This window comes from Undibacterium sp. Ji83W (genome assembly GCF_049340385.1).
Lineage (GTDB): Bacteria > Pseudomonadota > Gammaproteobacteria > Burkholderiales > Burkholderiaceae_D > Undibacterium.
This window is the reverse complement of sequence record NZ_JBMPOZ010000002.1, coordinates 269881-287018: the sequence shown is the minus strand read 5'-3', so window position 1 is coordinate 287018 and position 17138 is coordinate 269881. Positions and strand designations below refer to the sequence as shown.

General features: G+C 56.4%; 11 protein-coding genes and 1 pseudogene. 2 read left to right on the top strand and 10 right to left on the bottom strand.

The features are described 5' to 3' along the window. Nucleotides 1–24 precede the first annotated feature (24 nt). Complete coding sequence (locus ACO0LD_RS05525) at nucleotides 25–858, bottom strand: p-hydroxycinnamoyl CoA hydratase/lyase (protein ID WP_423004552.1); 834 nt, start codon at nucleotides 856–858, stop codon at nucleotides 25–27. Nucleotides 859–974: 116 nt separating this feature from the next. On the opposite strand from ACO0LD_RS05525, the gene ACO0LD_RS05520 reads away from it, so the two are divergent. Beyond that, a complete protein-coding gene (locus tag ACO0LD_RS05520) occupies nucleotides 975–1433 on the top strand; it encodes a MarR family winged helix-turn-helix transcriptional regulator (RefSeq protein WP_423004550.1) in 459 nt (152 codons plus the stop codon). Between the two features lie 48 nt (nucleotides 1434–1481). On the opposite strand, the gene ACO0LD_RS05515 is transcribed toward ACO0LD_RS05520, so the two are convergent. Genes ACO0LD_RS05515 through ACO0LD_RS05480 form a run of 8 tightly spaced genes read right to left on the bottom strand, consistent with a single transcriptional unit; the run spans nucleotide 1482 to nucleotide 13541 of the window. Further along, on the bottom strand, nucleotides 1482–3362 hold the full coding sequence (locus ACO0LD_RS05515) for a carboxylesterase/lipase family protein (RefSeq protein WP_423004548.1): 1881 nt from the start codon (nucleotides 3360–3362) through the stop codon (nucleotides 1482–1484). Between the two features lie 52 nt (nucleotides 3363–3414). Then, complete coding sequence (locus ACO0LD_RS05510; RefSeq protein WP_423004546.1) at nucleotides 3415–4533, bottom strand: ABC transporter substrate-binding protein; 1119 nt, start codon at nucleotides 4531–4533, stop codon at nucleotides 3415–3417. Then, nucleotides 4530–6971: an efflux RND transporter permease subunit gene (locus ACO0LD_RS05505; RefSeq protein ID WP_423004544.1), complete on the bottom strand. Its 2442-nt coding sequence runs from the start codon at nucleotides 6969–6971 to the stop codon at nucleotides 4530–4532. The genes ACO0LD_RS05510 and ACO0LD_RS05505 overlap by 4 nt, the downstream gene beginning before the upstream one ends. A 40-nt stretch (nucleotides 6972–7011) precedes the next feature. Then, on the bottom strand, nucleotides 7012–8115 hold the full coding sequence (locus tag ACO0LD_RS05500; protein WP_423004542.1) for a WD40/YVTN/BNR-like repeat-containing protein: 1104 nt from the start codon (nucleotides 8113–8115) through the stop codon (nucleotides 7012–7014). A 15-nt stretch (nucleotides 8116–8130) separates the two neighbouring features. Then, on the bottom strand, nucleotides 8131–9489 hold the full coding sequence (locus ACO0LD_RS05495) for a DUF1329 domain-containing protein (RefSeq protein WP_423004540.1): 1359 nt from the start codon (nucleotides 9487–9489) through the stop codon (nucleotides 8131–8133). 13 nt (nucleotides 9490–9502) lie between these two features. Continuing rightward, a complete protein-coding gene (locus tag ACO0LD_RS05490; protein ID WP_423004538.1) occupies nucleotides 9503–11227 on the bottom strand; it encodes a DUF1302 domain-containing protein in 1725 nt (574 codons plus the stop codon). 45 nt (nucleotides 11228–11272) lie between these two features. Continuing rightward, a complete protein-coding gene (locus ACO0LD_RS05485) occupies nucleotides 11273–12040 on the bottom strand; it encodes a coniferyl-alcohol dehydrogenase (protein ID WP_423004536.1) in 768 nt (255 codons plus the stop codon). 31 nt (nucleotides 12041–12071) lie between these two features. Then, entirely contained in the window at nucleotides 12072–13541 is a 1470-nt protein-coding gene (locus ACO0LD_RS05480; RefSeq protein ID WP_423004534.1) for a benzaldehyde dehydrogenase, read from the bottom strand. Nucleotides 13542–13832: 291 nt separating this feature from the next. Between ACO0LD_RS05480 and ACO0LD_RS05475 the strand changes: the two genes are divergently transcribed. Further along, nucleotides 13833–15653 carry a sigma 54-interacting transcriptional regulator gene (locus ACO0LD_RS05475; protein ID WP_423004532.1) on the top strand — a complete coding sequence of 607 codons (1821 nt, stop codon included), beginning with the start codon at nucleotides 13833–13835 and terminating at the stop codon, nucleotides 15651–15653. 91 nt (nucleotides 15654–15744) lie between these two features. Here ACO0LD_RS05475 and ACO0LD_RS05470 read toward each other — a convergent pair. Further along, nucleotides 15745–16886 (bottom strand): annotated as a pseudogene (locus ACO0LD_RS05470) (ABC transporter substrate-binding protein). Nucleotides 16887–17138: the final 252 nt, after the last annotated feature.

Here is a 17138-nt window from a genome sequence, read left to right as displayed (position 1 = left end):
TGTTATTGGGCGGTGGGGCGCGTCTTATGCGCGCTTGTAAGTTTGTAGACCGGGCTTGATCGTTTTGTCGTCCAGGAATTGTTTGAGCCCCTGGGCGCGGCCTTTTTCTGGATCGCGGTAATTGGATTGGTCGACCTTGGCGTACAGGTAGTCTTCGTTCTGGTCCCAATTCAACTCGCGGCAGCGTTTGAAGCCATTCTTCGCGATGCGCAATACCACTGGTGCCTTGGCCAAAAGCTTGTCGGCCAGCTCAAGCACTGCAGCGCGCAGTTCGGCGCGTGGCACGCTCTTGTTCACCAGGCCCATTTCAGCGGCTTGCTGACCAGTGAAAGTGTCACCCGTCATGATGTAGTGTAGTGCGGCGCGGTGGCCCATTGTGTCTGCCACGGCCTTGCTGACCAGGTTACCGGGTGGGATGCCCCAATTGATTTCGGACAGACCGAACACCGCTTCATCGGCAGCGATTGCCAGGTCGCAGGCCACTAGGGGCGAGAATGCACCGCCGAAGCACCAGCCGTTGACCATGGCGATGGTTGGCTTACTGTACATACGCAATAGCTTCCATTGCCATTGCGAGCAATCACGACGCATGCGCTCCTGCATGATCTCGGGTTGACCGTCAGTTTCGCGGAAGTACTCTTTCAGATCCATGCCCGCAGTCCAACTGTCACCGGCACCGGTTAACACCAATACCTGCGCTTCAGTATCCAGTTCAACGGTTTCAAGTACATCAATCATTTCACGATTCAGCGTTGGGCTCATGGCATTGCGCTTTTCTGGTCGGTTCAACGTTACCCAGGCGATGCCAGCGGCAACTTCAACTTTTACTGTACTCCAACGATTTTCATATTGACTCATTCTGGCCTCACTTTATGGTAGGTTAATATCAGGTTGCCTGATATGTGACTTATAATATATTCTGTCTGAACTGTAATGCAAGCGCTTTTTTGAACTATTTGAATTTTTGGATGAAGATGAAAAAAAAACAGTCCATCGCTGTACACGACAAACCTAGCGGTATTGCCTACCTGATCGGACGACTTGACCACGTGCTGAGCCGCCGCCTGCGCGACAGCCTCGGTCTGTTGGGGTTGACTGCGGCCCAATACACTGCTTTGTCTGTGCTGGAAACCCAGCAGCAATTGTCCAATGCGCAGTTGGCGGAGCGATCCATGATTTCGCCGCAATCCGCCAATGAAATGGTGAAGGCAATGGAGGCGCGCGGTTGGATCTCCCGTCAACCGGATACCAATCATGGCCGCATCATTCATCTGCGTCTGACTCCTGAAGGTAGTGCTTTACTACACGAGGGTAATGCTGCTGTGGCGCAGTTGGAATGTTCCATGTTGGCTGAACTGGACGCAGACCAACGCGGTGAACTGCATGCACAACTACGTTTGCTGCTGCGGTCACTGAGCGCTATAGTGCTGTGACCACAGCTCACAGCGTTGCATTGAAAAAGTCTTTGCTGACATTTATCGTCATGGCCAGTAGCTGGGACGCAAATCGGCGACGTTGCCAACGTAACCGTGAGTCTGGGCAAAGGTGGTCAGCATGTGTGGCGCCTCTTGACCTCCAAGGATCGACCACAGGAACATGCGGCCATACAGCTCGGCGCGTTCGCGTGGATCGTGGTGCAATGCAGGGTCTTGCGCCAGCGTTGCCTTGAGTTCGGCCATGCTGGAGCTGTGGATCACCATACGGGTGCCACCATCAATGCTGGTGTCAAATACCATTAAGCGCGGTTGATTGACTTCGGCGCTCCAGCGCGTCCATTCCGGTAAGGATGCGGCTGGACCGCATCGTGGCTGTCCGTGACGAGCGAAGTGAGTCCAATAGCCTGCCATTGCACCAGAAACTTCTTTGCGACCAAGTAAATTGGCGGCATTAAAGGAGCGGAATGGATCGAACTCACCATCAAGGTCACGAAACACGAAGGCCACATCCAGTACATGGGCGGCACCCAGCAACAACCGAGGCTGGATCAGGGGAACAGCCGGTTGCTCATCCCAGTCGAAGCGGTAGACCCAGACATCGCGATGACCGGAAGCCACCATCGCGCTGGCTGGCTCCAGCGCACTCGATACCTGCCACAATGATGACATATAGGCTGCATGACGCAAGTAGCGGACACGGTCGCGCATCAGCGGGATGCTGCCAAACAGCATGTGTACATAGGCTGGATTATTGGACATGAATAGCCGGTATTCATCGCGGTTGGTGCCGATGATGACCGGCACTGCATTGTAGCGACTGCGATCTGCAAACACCTGTAGCAGCGGCATCGCTGGCAATACGTGTCCATCTTGTAACACGCAAGGCGCATCGTAGAAGCTAAGGGCGCCGGGAGTGATAGGGGCCATTAGCATCTCGGGGGTCAGGCTGCGTACAAAGCTGGCTATGTCGGCGGGTGACATGGATGCGATCAGCGTTTTGGCTGTGGGACGGTCGGCCGCACGGCCATCGCGCTGTAGCCATTGACAGAGCAACTCGCGAGAGCTGACAGCATGGCCAGGTTGCGCACTGTCCGTGTAATTGCGTGCCTGCGCCATGGTGTAACTAGCCATCAGCGGCGATTGCAGGATTGCACGATGAAACAAACCCTTGGCCAGTGGGCTGGCCAGCACCGTATAAGTATTCAGGCCGCCCGCTGATTCGCCGAACACGGTGACATTATTGGGGTCGCCGCCAAAACTGGAGATATGTTGCCGTATCCACTGCAGCGCTGCGATCAGGTCTAGCGTACCAAAATTGCCGGAACGGTCGGCAGCGGTGTCACCTTCTTGCGCGAGTTCTTCCAGGCTGAACCAGCCAAGAATGCCAAGACGATAATTGGCTGAAACCATGACCACACGATCTTGTCCTGCCAGATTGCGCAAGGTAGTGTAGGTGCCGGACGCCCCTGCTGTGTTGGCACCGCCGTGTATCCAGAACATCACCGGCAAGGCGGTTGCCGGTATGTCGTCCGGCTGCATCTGGGGCGCATAGATATTCAGTGTCAGGCAGTCTTCTGATCCTGCCAGCTTGCCCCATTGCTCTGGCGGTAGTTCCAGCGTAACACCGCCTAGTTGGACGGATGGATGACCGCAGGCCAGCGCCTCGCGCACGCCATGCCACGGCTGCGGCGGACGCGGTGCTTTCCAGCGTAAGGCACCGACTGGTGGTTGTGCATACGGAAGTCCAAGCCAGGCGTGGGTGTTGTATTTGTCGGCAAATCCGACAACGGTACCGAGTGCAGTATTGCGTAGTGACGCAGGGTCTGTGGTTTTCTGCGGTGGCAATGGCGTATTGCGGCTGCGTTTTGAAAGCAAGACCGCTGTGGCGATGACCACGACAGCCAGGATGATGAGCCAGTAGTACATGTTTATCTCCTTGTTTTATTATAAATAACCAGGACTTGCACAATTTAAATTCTTACCGGCTCAGCTTGCCGTCGCGCGTAATCACGGTCATTTCGGTGTACTTCGAACCGCTGTGATTGTCGCGCCTGAAACGAAGCCGGTAGCCACCCAGGTCATAGTCAGTTTCCAGTGCGCTGATTAACTTTTCCCTCGAGAGGTTTCTACCAATTTTTTGCATCGCTTCTACCGTCAGTTTGGCTGCCATGAAACCCTGCAAGCCATACACCGAAATCGGCTGTTGTTTTGCTATTGCCTGGTACTGTCTGAGCAGCGGTAAATCGCTACCCCAAGGAAACGGCACAACCTGAGAAATGGCAACTCCACGCGCCTCTGGCCCCAACTCCTTGAACAGTGCGCTAACATCCATATAAGATGCCGCAATGAATTGCGGAAACAGGCCAGCCTTGTGTATCTGTTTAATGAATTCCGCAGCCGGGTAGGCCGGGCAAATCAGGAGCACTGCTTGCGGCTTGCCATCAGCGATGGTTTTGACAGCCTGGGTGACATCGCCGGAATTGACCGCTACATCGCCGACCGAATTTTTTCTGAGCGAAAGCTTCAGCATCACTGCTTCAGCTTCCCTCAGCCCCGTTTGGCCGAAGCGATCTTTTTGATATAGCACGGCGACCTCAATCAAGGTTTGGAAATCAAGTTGATTGAGGATGGCTTCCGTTTCTCCCTTGTAACTGGCGAACAGGTTGAACACGTGGCGGTTGAACGGTTCATGCAGGGATTCAGCACCACTGGTCGGGCCGATCAGGGGTGCGCCGGCAACTGGCAGCAGAGGCAGTACTGCCTCTGCTGCTGCCGTACCATGATAGCCAAGCAGGGCCAGTACCCTGAATTCTTCCAGGAGTTTTTTCGTGTTCTCCACAGTGCGCGCCACATCCCCCGCATCATCAAGTGCCACCAGCTGTATCTTGCGACCAGAGATGCCCCCGTTCTGGTTGACGTATTGAAGATAGGATTCCACGCCGCCCTTAAGCGCCAGGCCGTTAATTGCTTGCGGCCCACTCAACGGCAACGACATGCCAAGATTCACGGTGCCATCATTGATAAGCGCTTCGGCGTGGGCACCGCTGGCAATACTGATCAACAAGCAAAATGAGAAGAGCAAGTTCAGCAGGTTCACAGCACATTCTCGCGCAGGTGGATATGGCCTGATCCAGTCGCGGGTACTGGCAATACGTCTTGTTGCGCCGCCTGCGGCATCAGGAAATGCGCCAGCGCCGGCACCAGTACCAGCGCACCAATCATATTCCACAGGAACATGAAAGCCAGTAGTATGCCCATATCAGCCTGGAACTTGATTGACGAGAAGAGCCAGGTGGCAACCGCCACTGCCAGCGTCACGCCAGTCAATATCACTACCCGGCCAGTAAATTGCAATGCATGCATATAAGCCTCGGACAGGTTGGCACCTGCACGCATACGGCTTAGCATCACACTCAACACATACAGTGCATAATCGACGCCAATGCCTACTCCGAGTGCGATGACGGGCAGGGTCGCGACTTTCACACCCATGCCTAGTACCACCATCAGCACTTCACACAGAATAGAGGTCAGCACCAGCGGCAAGATCGCCACCACCACTGCGCGCCAGTTGCGGAAAGTTGCATAGCACAACAGGATCACGGCACCATAAACCCAGAACAGCATGTCATGCATGGCCTGCTTGACGACGATGTTGGTAGCAGCTTCAATGCCAGCGCTGCCAGCGGCCAGTTGGAACTGAACATCCGGCGTGTTATGCACTGCGGCGAAAGCCTCAACTGCATCCACTACACGGGTCAGTGTGGCGGCCTTGTGATCTTTCAGGTAGACATACAATGACAACAAGGAGCAACTCTGGTTGAACAGTTCACGTGGTGCGCGCGTCTGTACGGCACCCAGTGCGCCGGCATTTGGTATCAGGTCGTACCACTTGAAATTGCCTTCGTTATAGCCGGTGGTGGCCAGTTTGCTGAGTGCTGCCATCGAGTTGGTTGAGTCAACACCAGGAAGTTGCTCCAGTTGCCAGGCCAGCGCGTCTACACTGGCCAGCGTGCCATATTGCGTACACTGGTCGGGCGGCGTCTTGACCATAACTACCAGGATGTCAGAGCTGGCCGCGTAATTGGTGACCATGAAGCCGTTGTCGCGATTGTAGCGCGAGTCGGCCCGCAGTTCTGGCGCGCCAGGATCAAGGTCACCCACCTTCAGGTTCAGGCTGTAGAGGAAGCCCAGGCCACCCAGCAGCAGGCTGGCGATGACCGTGACAGTAGCCCAGCGGCGCTGAGTGAAACGGTCAAGGAAAGTCCATAGCCATGGTTGGGTGGCGCTGTCATCCTGCAGGCTGCGCACAGCCGCCCTGGCACTGACACCAGTGTAGGACAGCAGCACTGGTAGCAGCACCAGGTTGGTGAAGATCAGCACTGCCACGCCGATACTAGCGATAATTGCCAGATCCTGGATCACCTTGATGCGAATACTGACCAGTACGGCAAAGCCAACAGCGTCGCATAGCAGCGCCGTCAGGCCAGCGGCGAACAGGCGGCGAAAGGTATAACGTGCGGCCACCACGCGGTGCGTACCACGGCCAACATCCTGCATGATGCCGTTCATTTTCTGCGCACCGTGACTCATGCCGATGGCGAATACCAGGAAAGGTACCAGAATGGAGTAGGGATCAAGTTCGTAATGCAGCGTGGCCAGCAAACCGCATTGCCACAGCACCGCTACCAGCGAGCACACCACCACCAGTGTGGTGCTGCGCCAGCAGCGTGTGTACCAGAACAGAACAGAACCTGCAATGCCGATGGCCAGCACGAAGAACAACAGCACCTGTTGCAGCCCTTCGATCAGATCACCGACGATCTTGGCGAAACCCGTGATATGAATACGCACACCTTCCTTCTCATACTTGCTGCGGATTTGCTCCAGACGTTCAGACAGGGCTCCATAATCGAGCGACTGACCGGTCTGTGGATTCTGTTCCAGCAACGGTACGAAGATGATGCTGGACTTGAAGTCTGCGGCTACCAACTGGCCAATCTCGCCAGAACGTGCGACGTTGGCACGCAACTGCGCCAGACTGGAGGCCGTGCCATCGTAGCCGTCCGGAATCACGGTGCCACCGTCCAGACCGTCCTCGGTGACAGAGGCCCATCGCGTGCTGGGCGTCCACAGGGATTTCATGAAAGGACGGTCCACACCCGGCAACAGGAACAGTTCATCGTTCATGCGCTGCAGGGTGTCGAGATAAGCGCGGTCATAGATCGTTCCGTCGCGTGCTTTGACCGCTTCAACCGCAATTCGCACCGAATTGCCCAGGCCATTCAAATCGGTTTTGTTGGCCAGGTAATTAAGCACATAGGGATGAGCACTGGGAATCATCTTCTCAAAGCTGGCATTGAGCTTGATGCGCGTAGCCTGGTAGCCCAGTACGATGGTCGCCAGCAGGCACAGCAATATCACCAGTGGCCGGTAGTTGAACAGTGCACGCTCGCCCAGATTGCCGGAGCTGGTATCGAAATCCTGCAGTCGCCGTACCACCGGCTGTTGTTCCAAATCTTGGTCTGTATTCATGATGTTCCAACGGTATTCATATGAGGAAGAGGCGGTTTTATTACTGCCGCGCCGATGATGTCGCAATCACTACGCGGCGCAGGCCGCGCAAGCCAGCCACCACCAGCGCACCATCGCTGGCTTGTGCTATCGCAGTCAGAGGCAAAGCCGGAGGTAAGCCGCCACCGGTCTGCGCAACGAAGCTACGGCCCTGGTCGTGACTGAGCAGTATGTCTCCTCCCTGACTGACCAGCACCAGCGTGCCGTCGGCCAATTCGGCACCACCAGCCAGCGAGGCCTGAATGCCGGTATCAACCTTGCTCCAACTGACACCCTGGTCGCCGGACCACCATGCATTGCCACGTAAACCATAGGCCAGCAATGCGCCATTACGCGCAGCCAGCAGGCCGAAATAGCTGCCCTTGTAAGGTGTAGCCAGCGTGACAAAACTGACTCCCTGGTCAGTAGAACGTAGTAACAAGCCCTGTTCACCAGCCAGATATAAGGCGTTGCCAGTGCCGTGCATGCCATACAGGTGCAAGCCTTTGGGGTTAGCGACATGGCTTTGCCAAGGCTGCCAGGTTGCGCCGCTATCTGTGGTCCTGAGCATCAGGTTATACGCACCCAACACATAGCCGCTGTTTGCATTCTCGAAGTACAGATCGAGAAAGGGTTTGTCCGGACCATCATCTACCAGCCGCTGGGCATCGGCCTGGGCACGCTGCTGTTCCGGGCCAGTCATCGCAGCAGCGGCGCGTACTGCCAGCGCCGCTACGTGGATGCCGTCCAGCTGCTTGCTCCAGGTGACACCGCCGTCGGTACTGTGCAACACCACGCCCTGATGGCCGACGGCCCAACCCTGTCTGTCATCGACAAACTTCAGTGCCGTCAGACTGACGCTGACAGGTACCCTGGCTTGCTGCCAGTTACGGCCCGCATCGTCCGAATACAAGATGGTGCCGCGTTCACCAGCCGCTACCAGTCGCTTGCCGGCGCTGGTCACAGCCAGCATGGCTGCGCCCAAGGCCTTGGGCGTGACCAGGGCAGGCTGGCTCAGCGCGACTGGTGTGGTGGGAGTACTATCCGCCACCGCAGTCGTCGCCACCACCAGTGTGGCACAAGCTATAAACATGACAGACAGCACGCCGGGGTTCAATCTGGCCATCGTTCGCTCCTTCACTTAGCGCGAGCCTTGGTTGGCCAGCTCTTCCGGTCCGAAATAGCTGCTCGGAAGACGAGGGATGGCTTTGACCTGGGAGGGCATGTCGTTCGAAGCTTCGTTCAGCAGATAGGCACCGGTCTGCACGTTGTAGGTACCCCACATGATATTGCCAAGTACAGCCGGCAGGTCTGGTGCCAACAATGTCAGTGTGTAGTTGCCACGCCAGATCTGGCCCTGAGCATCATAGCCATCGATCATGATGATCTGCCAGGTATCTTCGTCCAGGTAATAGCGGCGCTTGGCCACGACGTGACGTTTGCCTGGGATCAGATTCGCTTCCACTTCCCATACACGGTGCAATTCCCAGCGCACCAGATCTGGATTGAGAAACTGCGGACCAACCAGGTCGGCGATCTTGGCAGCACCAGCACGATTATTGTTGTAGGGGATGTACATCTCCTTTTTACCTATCAGCTTCAGTTCGTGATGATCGATGGGTCCGAACAGCATGAAGGCTTCATCGAACAGGCCAATACCCGACGTGACCGAGTCCGGTGTATCGTAGGACACCGATGGCGCACGGCGTACACGACGCTGACCAACCAGGTATTGCCAGATGGCGCGAGGGTGGGCTTCGTCGATGCCGTCATAAGCCAGAATGCCTTCGCCTGCCTTGGACGCCGGCGCCCGGGTGATCAGACGCCCATACTGAGTGATGCCATCGAATTTTTCCAGACTGCCTTCCTTGAAATAGTAAGGGCGCATCAGTGTCTGTTCGGCTTCGGTGGCCATGGCGCGTTTACCGTCTGGCGTGACGATGATGGTGCGGATAGGTAACTGTATCGTCTCGCCAGTCCAGGCCAAACGGTGGTTCATGATTGCTTCGTAGCCAGTTTTCGGAATCGGGAAAGGAATGCCACCGTAGGCACCTTCCACACCAAAACCGCCGTCAATTGATTTGGCGCGGGTGGCGTTCTTGAACGTATTGTCGTACACCCAGGATGGCGCGCCGCCAGTGCGGTGAGTGGTGAACACGTCTAAACGGTAGCCTGGATACTTTTTCAGCAAGGCCACGGTAGCGGCCGACAACTTGGCCGCGTACTGATCAACATTCTTGCCGGTAATGGCAAGCGTCGGCTTTTCACTGGCGAAGGGATCAACGCGGAAGTCGCCTGGCTTGAAGCCGGGTTGCACCTTGGTATAGACACCTTCCCAGGCCGGGATGGTGCCGTCCTTGTTACCTGCCTTTTCTGCGCCCAATGGCGTCAGGGTGGTCTGCAGCTTGGCCGCTTCGTCGGCGGTGACGGCTGCGCCGACATCTGACAGGGTGAACGCCAGGGTCAGGGCTGCGGCAGCGAATTTGATAGTCGTCTTCATTTTGGTTTTGTCCTTAGAATGCGCGTTTTATAGTGAAGGAAAGGTAATCACGGTCTGCCAGCGACTGGGCGTAGCTCAGTATTGGTGTTTTGGTGGCCGGATTATTCTTCAGGAAGGTGCCTGCTGCGCCAAGGAAGCGCACGTAGTTAATGCCTATCTTCCAGTCCTGGCGGTAAGTGGCGTTGATGCCAATATTAAAATCTCCGCCGTGCGAGCTACCGCCATTGAAGTTAAATACGGCCCGCGAGCGACCGTCGATGTTGTAGCCGATACCGATCGGAACCGACAGATCAAGCCCATTGATCACCTGATAATAGGACGGTTCGAAGATCATGCGCGCCGAAGTGGCATCGCGTGTGGTGTTAGGGTCGAGCGAACCTTGCCAGGTAACGCTGGTAGCGCGGTTCCATGCCAACTCGCCAAGCAGTGACGCCCCCTGAAAGAACGCTGTGGTCGGCATGACGTAAATCGCCGACAGATTGATGTGCGCCGTGTTACCGACAGCGTAGGCCGGGTTGCCACTATTATCGGCAGAAATGCCGGTGCCGGCCCTGGACAAAAAGTTTGGCGTGGGATCACTGACCAATGGTGTATTACGACGTACCGAGATTTCGGCAGCCACGTTTGCACCCAACAGAACTGTACTGGCACTGGCGCCGAAGGTGTTGATGCCTTCCGCATACACTGCCTGCACGGCGGACGGTGCGCCGGGTGGAAATGCAGGCGCAAATCGCAGGTAGAAGTAGGGCGTCTTGTCATGGTAACGCGCGGCGTACAGACCATATTCGACATCCGAACCAGCAGGCGTGAACTTGATCTGCAGGCCGCCCTGGCCAGAGTTCTTCGCCTTCATGTCTGCAATGGTATAGAAGGCTGGCGCGCCACTGTTGGTCGGTGCCACCAGGAAAGCGCTGCTGCCTGCACCTGCCGCATCGTAGGAGCTGAGATAGCTGCCAACACCGGGAATCTGCGTTGGCCGCCATTCAAACTGGTAGTAGCCGCCAATCGACACATTCGGCAACACTTGCAATTGGCCCGAGATCTGGTTGACAGGACGCAGTATTTCCTTGAACTGCGCACCCGGTACGCTCAGCAGTTTGACCAGATCCACCGGTCCTTGTGCATTGGCGATGCCGTTGGCACCGAAAAACAGACTTTCACCATACTGCAGTGTGTGGCGACCAACACGCACAGTGCCAGGTAACTCACCTAACGAACCCTTGGCAAAGACGAAGGCATCCAGTAGTTCCGCATTGCGACCATGCAGCGTACGGGTGCCGTCAGTGAAGCTGTTGCCAGCGTTACCGAGCAAGGTCGCAGCGTTACTACCGTAGGATGCGTTGTCGTTACTCCGGTTGTAGGCGGTATCGTACCAGGCTGCAGCGCTGATGCGCATGCCGAAGTTGCGGGTGCCGGCGTCGAACTCGGACAGCCAGTCGATGCGGTTTGAAACGATGCCCTTGTTGCGGAAGTTCTGGTTACCGTCGTCGAGATTATAGCCGGTAAAGTCGCCCGGGCCGGCTGATGGATAACCATTGGCCAGCAAACGCGTATCAGCATCTTTCAGACGATAGGCGCTACTGTATTTAAAGGTATTGTTCCAGCTGATCTTAAGATCAGGATTGTCGGTCTCAAACTCGTAAGCGTGGGCGTGGGTGGTCGGTAGTGCGGCTGCCACAGCCAGTGCCAACAGGGTTGGACTCAGGCGTTTATTCGCTTGCATGTATAGTCTCCTCATTATAGTTGTGTGGCCGCTGACGCGCAGCCGGACGGATGGGATGCATCAGATAAAAGTCGAAACCAGTCCTCCGTCCACCGGCAGGTTGACGCCGCTGATCCAGCGTGCGTCGTCACTGCAAAGAAAACTGATGGCGGCGGCCACTTCGTCTGCATAGGCTGGTCGTTTCATGCGGTGGGCGTCACGCTGAACGCGCTCTTCACCCAGCATGGATACGAAGTCGCCCAAAATCGGTGTGAAGACCGGGCCGGGCGCCACGCAATTCATGCGCACGGAATGTTCCAGGAACCACGGCTGCGATTGCGTATAGGTCCAGACAATCAGCGCCTCCTTGAAATACTGGTAGCAGGTGTCAGCCGCCACTGGGTGTGCTTCCAGCCAGGCCAGCCCGGCTGCGAAGCCGTTTGTAGCAGCCAGTTCTTTGTGCAGGGCAGTGCGCTCTGGCCATTCCGCGCCCAGGATGGAGGCAACGTTGACAATCGAGCTGCCAGCCGGCATGCGCGGCAATATGCCTTCAGTCAGATGGCGCAAGCCAAGGTAATTGACACGCGCCAGCAACGCCGGGTCAGCAGTGCCGGGCACGCCAGCAATATTGCACAATGCGTCCACGCGCTGCGGCAGCTTGGCGATAGCTGCATCTATGCTGGCTGTCTGCCCCATGTCAACGGTGACGAAACCGTCCAGTGTCAGTCCCGGTTCGTTGCGATCCATGCCGATCACTGTGGCGCCTTCAAAGCGCACCAGACGTGCTACCTCGGCACCGATACCTGAGGCGGCACCGGTAACGACGATGGTCTTGTTACGTAATTTCATGTTGTCTCCTGGTTGATGTTGTGTTGTTGAGTCAGAAGGGATAGCGTGGCGCTTCGGTTTTCATCGTCAGCCACTGCCATTGCGTGAATTCATCCCAGTCAACCGCACCACCGTGGCGGCCGCCGTTACCCGAGGTGCCACCGCCGCCAAATGGCGCGTGCGCTTCGGCCAGTACGGTCTGGTCATTGATGTGGACGTGGCCAGCCGGTACGCGATCCACGATGTACATGCCGCGCGCCAGGGTCGGTGTGATCACACCCAGTGCCAGACAGCCACTGGTGGCAGAGGCCAGGGCTATCGCTTCCTGGTCAGTGTCGAACACGGTGATCGAGGCGACGGGACCAAACAGTTCTTCCTCGAAGCAGCGCATGCCGGGCCGGACATCGGTCAGCACGGTAGGCTGGTAGAACTGCCGGTCATAACTGCCGCCTGCCAGCAGGGTGGCACCTGCGGCCACACTGTCTTCGACAATGCCTTGCAGACGCTGTACCTGGCGCGCATTGATCAACGGACCCAGTGCGACCTGGCCTTTCATCGGATCACCCACCGGCAGATGACGGGCCTTGGTGACCACCCGTTCTATGACAGCATCGGCGATGCCACGCTGGAGCAGGATGCGGCCAGAGGCCATGCAGATCTGGCCCTGATGCAAATAGGCACCCCAGGCGACGTTGGCGGCGGCGATGTCTGGATCAGCATCGTCAAGGATAATCAACGAGTTTTTGCCACCCAGTTCCAGCGACATCTTTTTCAGGTTGCGGCCAGCTACTTCTCCTATGCTGCGGCCCACCGCCGTTGATCCGGTAAAGGCAATCATGGCGATGTCGGGATGGCTGCACATGGCCTGGCCGGCTTCGGCTGCACCAGGTAACACATGCAGCACGCCTTTCGGCAAGCCAGCGGCTTCGAAGATACGGGCGATCAGCACACCACCACTGACCGGTGTTTGCAGGTCTGGCTTGTGCACCACCGTATTGCCAGTAGCGAGTGCCGGTGCGATCGAGCGGATTGACAGGATAAGTGGAAAATTGAAAGGCGAGATCACACCCACCACGCCGTGCGGAACACGACGGGCGATACTCATCTGGCCGCTGCCCGAAGCCAGTAGCTGCCCCTTGGGCTGGGTCAGCATTGCTGCAGCTTCCTGCAGATGTGCACATGCTTCACGCAACTCCAGATCGGCTTTGGGGCGAATTGCGCCGGTCTCGCGCACGATCCATACGGCCAACTCGTCGTGGTGTTCGTTGATCAGCGCGGCAGCCTTGCGAAAGATGGCGGCACGTTCCTTGTAGTCGCTGGTGGCCCATGCAGTTTGTACGGCGCGTGCTTGTACGGCGGCCAACGCCACATCATCGGCATTCGCCAGACCGATGCGACCCAGTTGCTCGCCTGTGGCGGGTTCAGTGAAGGTGTGATTGCCGCCCTTGGCAGCAATCCAGTCACCGTTGAAGATGCGGTCTTGCCAGATCGCGGGGCGTAAAAATGCGATTGCGTCAGTCATGTTGTCTCCTGTTGATTGAGGAATGGTGGGAAAGTCAGTCTGCTTGCATGTTTGTTGCATGAAAGTCTGCTTGCCGCTTTTGTCTTAGCTATTACAAGTTATGTGCCAGCTCCTTGTGTGGCGATGTTATTGCGGTGCACCAAGTGCTTGCTGTACAGAGTATTACCAAGGTGTTGATGGGTCTGGCGCAGTGCACCGCAACAAAAAAGATATCGCGAATGCGATTGATGAAATGATCAAACTGGAGATTTGCCGATGTATGATTTGATAAAAGACGATGAAAGTGGAGACATGAGCAAACCCCATCGCGTATCGCTGTCTGACGTATCACGCGCCACCGGCAAGATGCTGAATCATGGCGATAGTGCGCAGCTTCATGCGGGTGCCGCACCCACGCTGGAAGATCTCACGCAAAGCCTGCACTTTTCGCCAGGTGATGGACGCATCTGGCTCAACGGCCAGCGCATGCAGTTGTTGCATACCACCTCCCTTGGTGCACTTCGACGCGAACTGCTGGAGAGCATAGGCCCGGAGCGTACTCGCGGCTTGTTGACCCGAGTCGGCTACTCTGCCGGTGCGCGCGACGCCCAGTTGCTGCGCGAGCGCTGGCCAGATGCCGATGCCGGCACGCTGTTTGCCGCAGGACCACGCATGCACTCATTGGAAGGTGCGGTCAAGGTCGAGCCGCTGCATTTTGAATTCGATGTCGAACGCGGCACCTATCATGGCGAGTTCCTGTGGCATCACTCCAGTGAGGACGAGGTGCACACTGCCGATTTCGGCATTGGCACCGAGCCTGCCTGCTGGATGCAGACTGGCTACGCCATCGGCTACACCAGCGCGATGATAGGGCGCCTGACCATTTACCGCGAGGTTGAATGTACATCCATGGGCCACAAGCACTGTCGCCTGATTGGCAAGCCAGCCGATGAATGGGAAAACGTTGAAGAAGACTTGCGCTTTCTGAATGCGGAATCCTTTGTCAGTACCACTGCTTATGGCCGGCCTGGACAACATCAGCAGGCAGCAGTGTTGCCCGGCGATGACGAGCGGTCTTACGGAGAGAAGGAAATGGTGGGTGTATCGTCTGCCTTCAACGCGGCATGCCATATGCTCAAGCGAGTCGCGCCAACGGCAGCCACGGTGTTGTTCACTGGCGAATCCGGTGTGGGTAAAGAGTTGTTCGCTCACATGCTGCACCAGATTGGCGCCCGCAAGGGACAGCCCTTTGTGGCGGTCAATTGCGCAGCAATCCCCGAGACGCTCATCGAATCTGAACTGTTTGGTGTGGAGCGTGGTGCCTATACTGGTGCCAGCCAGTCACGGCCAGGCCGCTTCGAGCGCGCATCAGGCGGCACCCTGTTTCTTGATGAGATAGGAACACTCAGCCTGGTCGCGCAGGGCAAGCTGCTGCGCGCCTTGCAAGAGGGCGAAATTGAACGGGTGGGGGGTGTGCGCAGCGTAAAGGTAGATGTGCGGCTGGTGGCAGCAACCAACGTTGATCTGCGCGAAGAGATCCGGCAGGGACGCTTTCGCGAAGACCTGTTCTTCCGTCTGAACGTATTCCCCATCCACTTGCCACCGCTACGTGATCGGCGCGACGACATCCCTTTGTTGATGGGTTACTTCATGCGTCACTATGGGCAAAAGCATCAGCGTCGTGTGACTGGTTTTACGGCGCGCGCGGTCGATGCCTTGCTTAACTACCACTTTCCAGGCAATATCCGCGAGCTGCAAAACCTGGTAGAGCGCGGCGTCATCTTTGCCAACGAAGATGGCCCTATCGATCTGCCCCACCTGTTTACCAGTGGAGAAGAATCACAAACCTCATATTTCTCGTTAGCACAGACAGGCCGCCTGACCGGCCACGGTGCCGCAGCGCCCGAACCGCCACCGAGTGGTGCGCTGCTGGATGTGTTGCCTGCCATGCTGCAACAGGCGTCGGAACAGAACCAGGGCTGGTCGCTGGACCATCTGGAAAGTACCTTGATACTGGCGGCGGTGGAACGGGCCGATGGCAATCTGTCCGCAGCAGCACGCATGCTTGGCCTGACGCGTCCACAGTTGTCATACCGGATGAAAAAATTGCAGCAGGGCTCAGATCCGGTCTGACATGATCCTGTTTGTCTCCGCCAGCTGAACACAGGAGGAGACAATTTTCAGGGAAATGGACGGCAGGACTTTCGTCGCTTTATGCATCCCCTTATTTGCCAGGATCTTTTTGGTTAAGGAACTGGTCGAATTCAACGTTATAGAATTCGTCACCGACCTTTTCAACCCTGCGTACATAAACCGTCTGCACGATATCGCGGGTTTGTGGATCGATGGCGATTGGGCCGCGTGGGCTGTTGATCTGGATGTTCTTCAGGATGGCCATGGCCTGGTCTCCATCAATCTTGCCGTTATTACTTCATAGATTGCTGCCATGCTGTCATACGCCGCTACCGCCATGAAGCTGGGACGACCCACACCTGGATTGGCAGCGGCAAAATTCTTCAGGAAAGCCAGGTTCTCCGGTGACTTGTGTGCTGCCGAGTAGTGGAAGGTGGTGATCACACCTGATGTGATATCACCCATGGCAGGCAGTACGTGGTCATCGGTCAGGTCACCGGTGGCGATAACCTTGATACCCGCCGCAGCCAGGCCGCGCTCACGGTAGCCTTTCATGAAAGCCACACCTTGCTCGCCAGCTGGCACAAAAATAAACACGGCATCTGGCTTGGCGTCCTTGACACGTTGAATATAGGGTGCGAATTCAGGATTGCGCAGGGGAACACGGATCGCTTCAGTTATCGTGCCACCACCTTTGATAAACTCATTCTTGAACGCCGTCTCGGCATCAATGCCGGATCCATAATCCGCCACCAGCGTCACTACCTTCTTGATGCTGTTTTTTGCCGCCCAGGTTGCCATGGGTGCAGAAATCTGCGCTAGTGTCATCGAAAACCGCACGATGTAATTGGACTTGGCAGTGATCGCAGAGGTGGCTGCGTTCATGATGATCATCGGCTTCTTCGCTTGCTCCGCGATGGGAGCGACAGCCAGCGCTTCCGGTGTCAGGCTGAAGCCAGCCAGGAAGTCTACCTTGTCGCGTACCACCAGTTCCTGTGCCAGCCGCTTCGCGATTTCAGGCGAAGGGCCGGTGGTGTCCTTAACGATGATCTCGATTTTTTTGCCGGCCACTGTACTGCCATTTTGCGCCATCCATGTCTTGATGCCAGCCTCCATCTGTTTGCCGTAATCAGCGAAGGGGCCTGAAAAGGCGGCGATCAGGCCGATCTTGATGGTGTCTTCGGCCCACGACAGTTGTGGTGCAAACAATGTGACAGCTGCCATTGTCACCATTGATACAAATCTTTTTATCGTCATGCTGGTCTCCTATATTGTTCTATGCGTTCTGTGTTCTGTTTTCTTTATAAAGCTAGCGGTGAGCTTGCCTGCAACGACAGACATCAATTCTGCTACGTAGCTTTCGTTGATACTCATTACTTCATGCATAGTATCCAATGAGTGTGCGATTAACAATCCATTGTTCGTTAATCGCACACTTTAAAATGGCTCATCATGAAAACAAAAGTGAGGCAGAATGAAGGATGC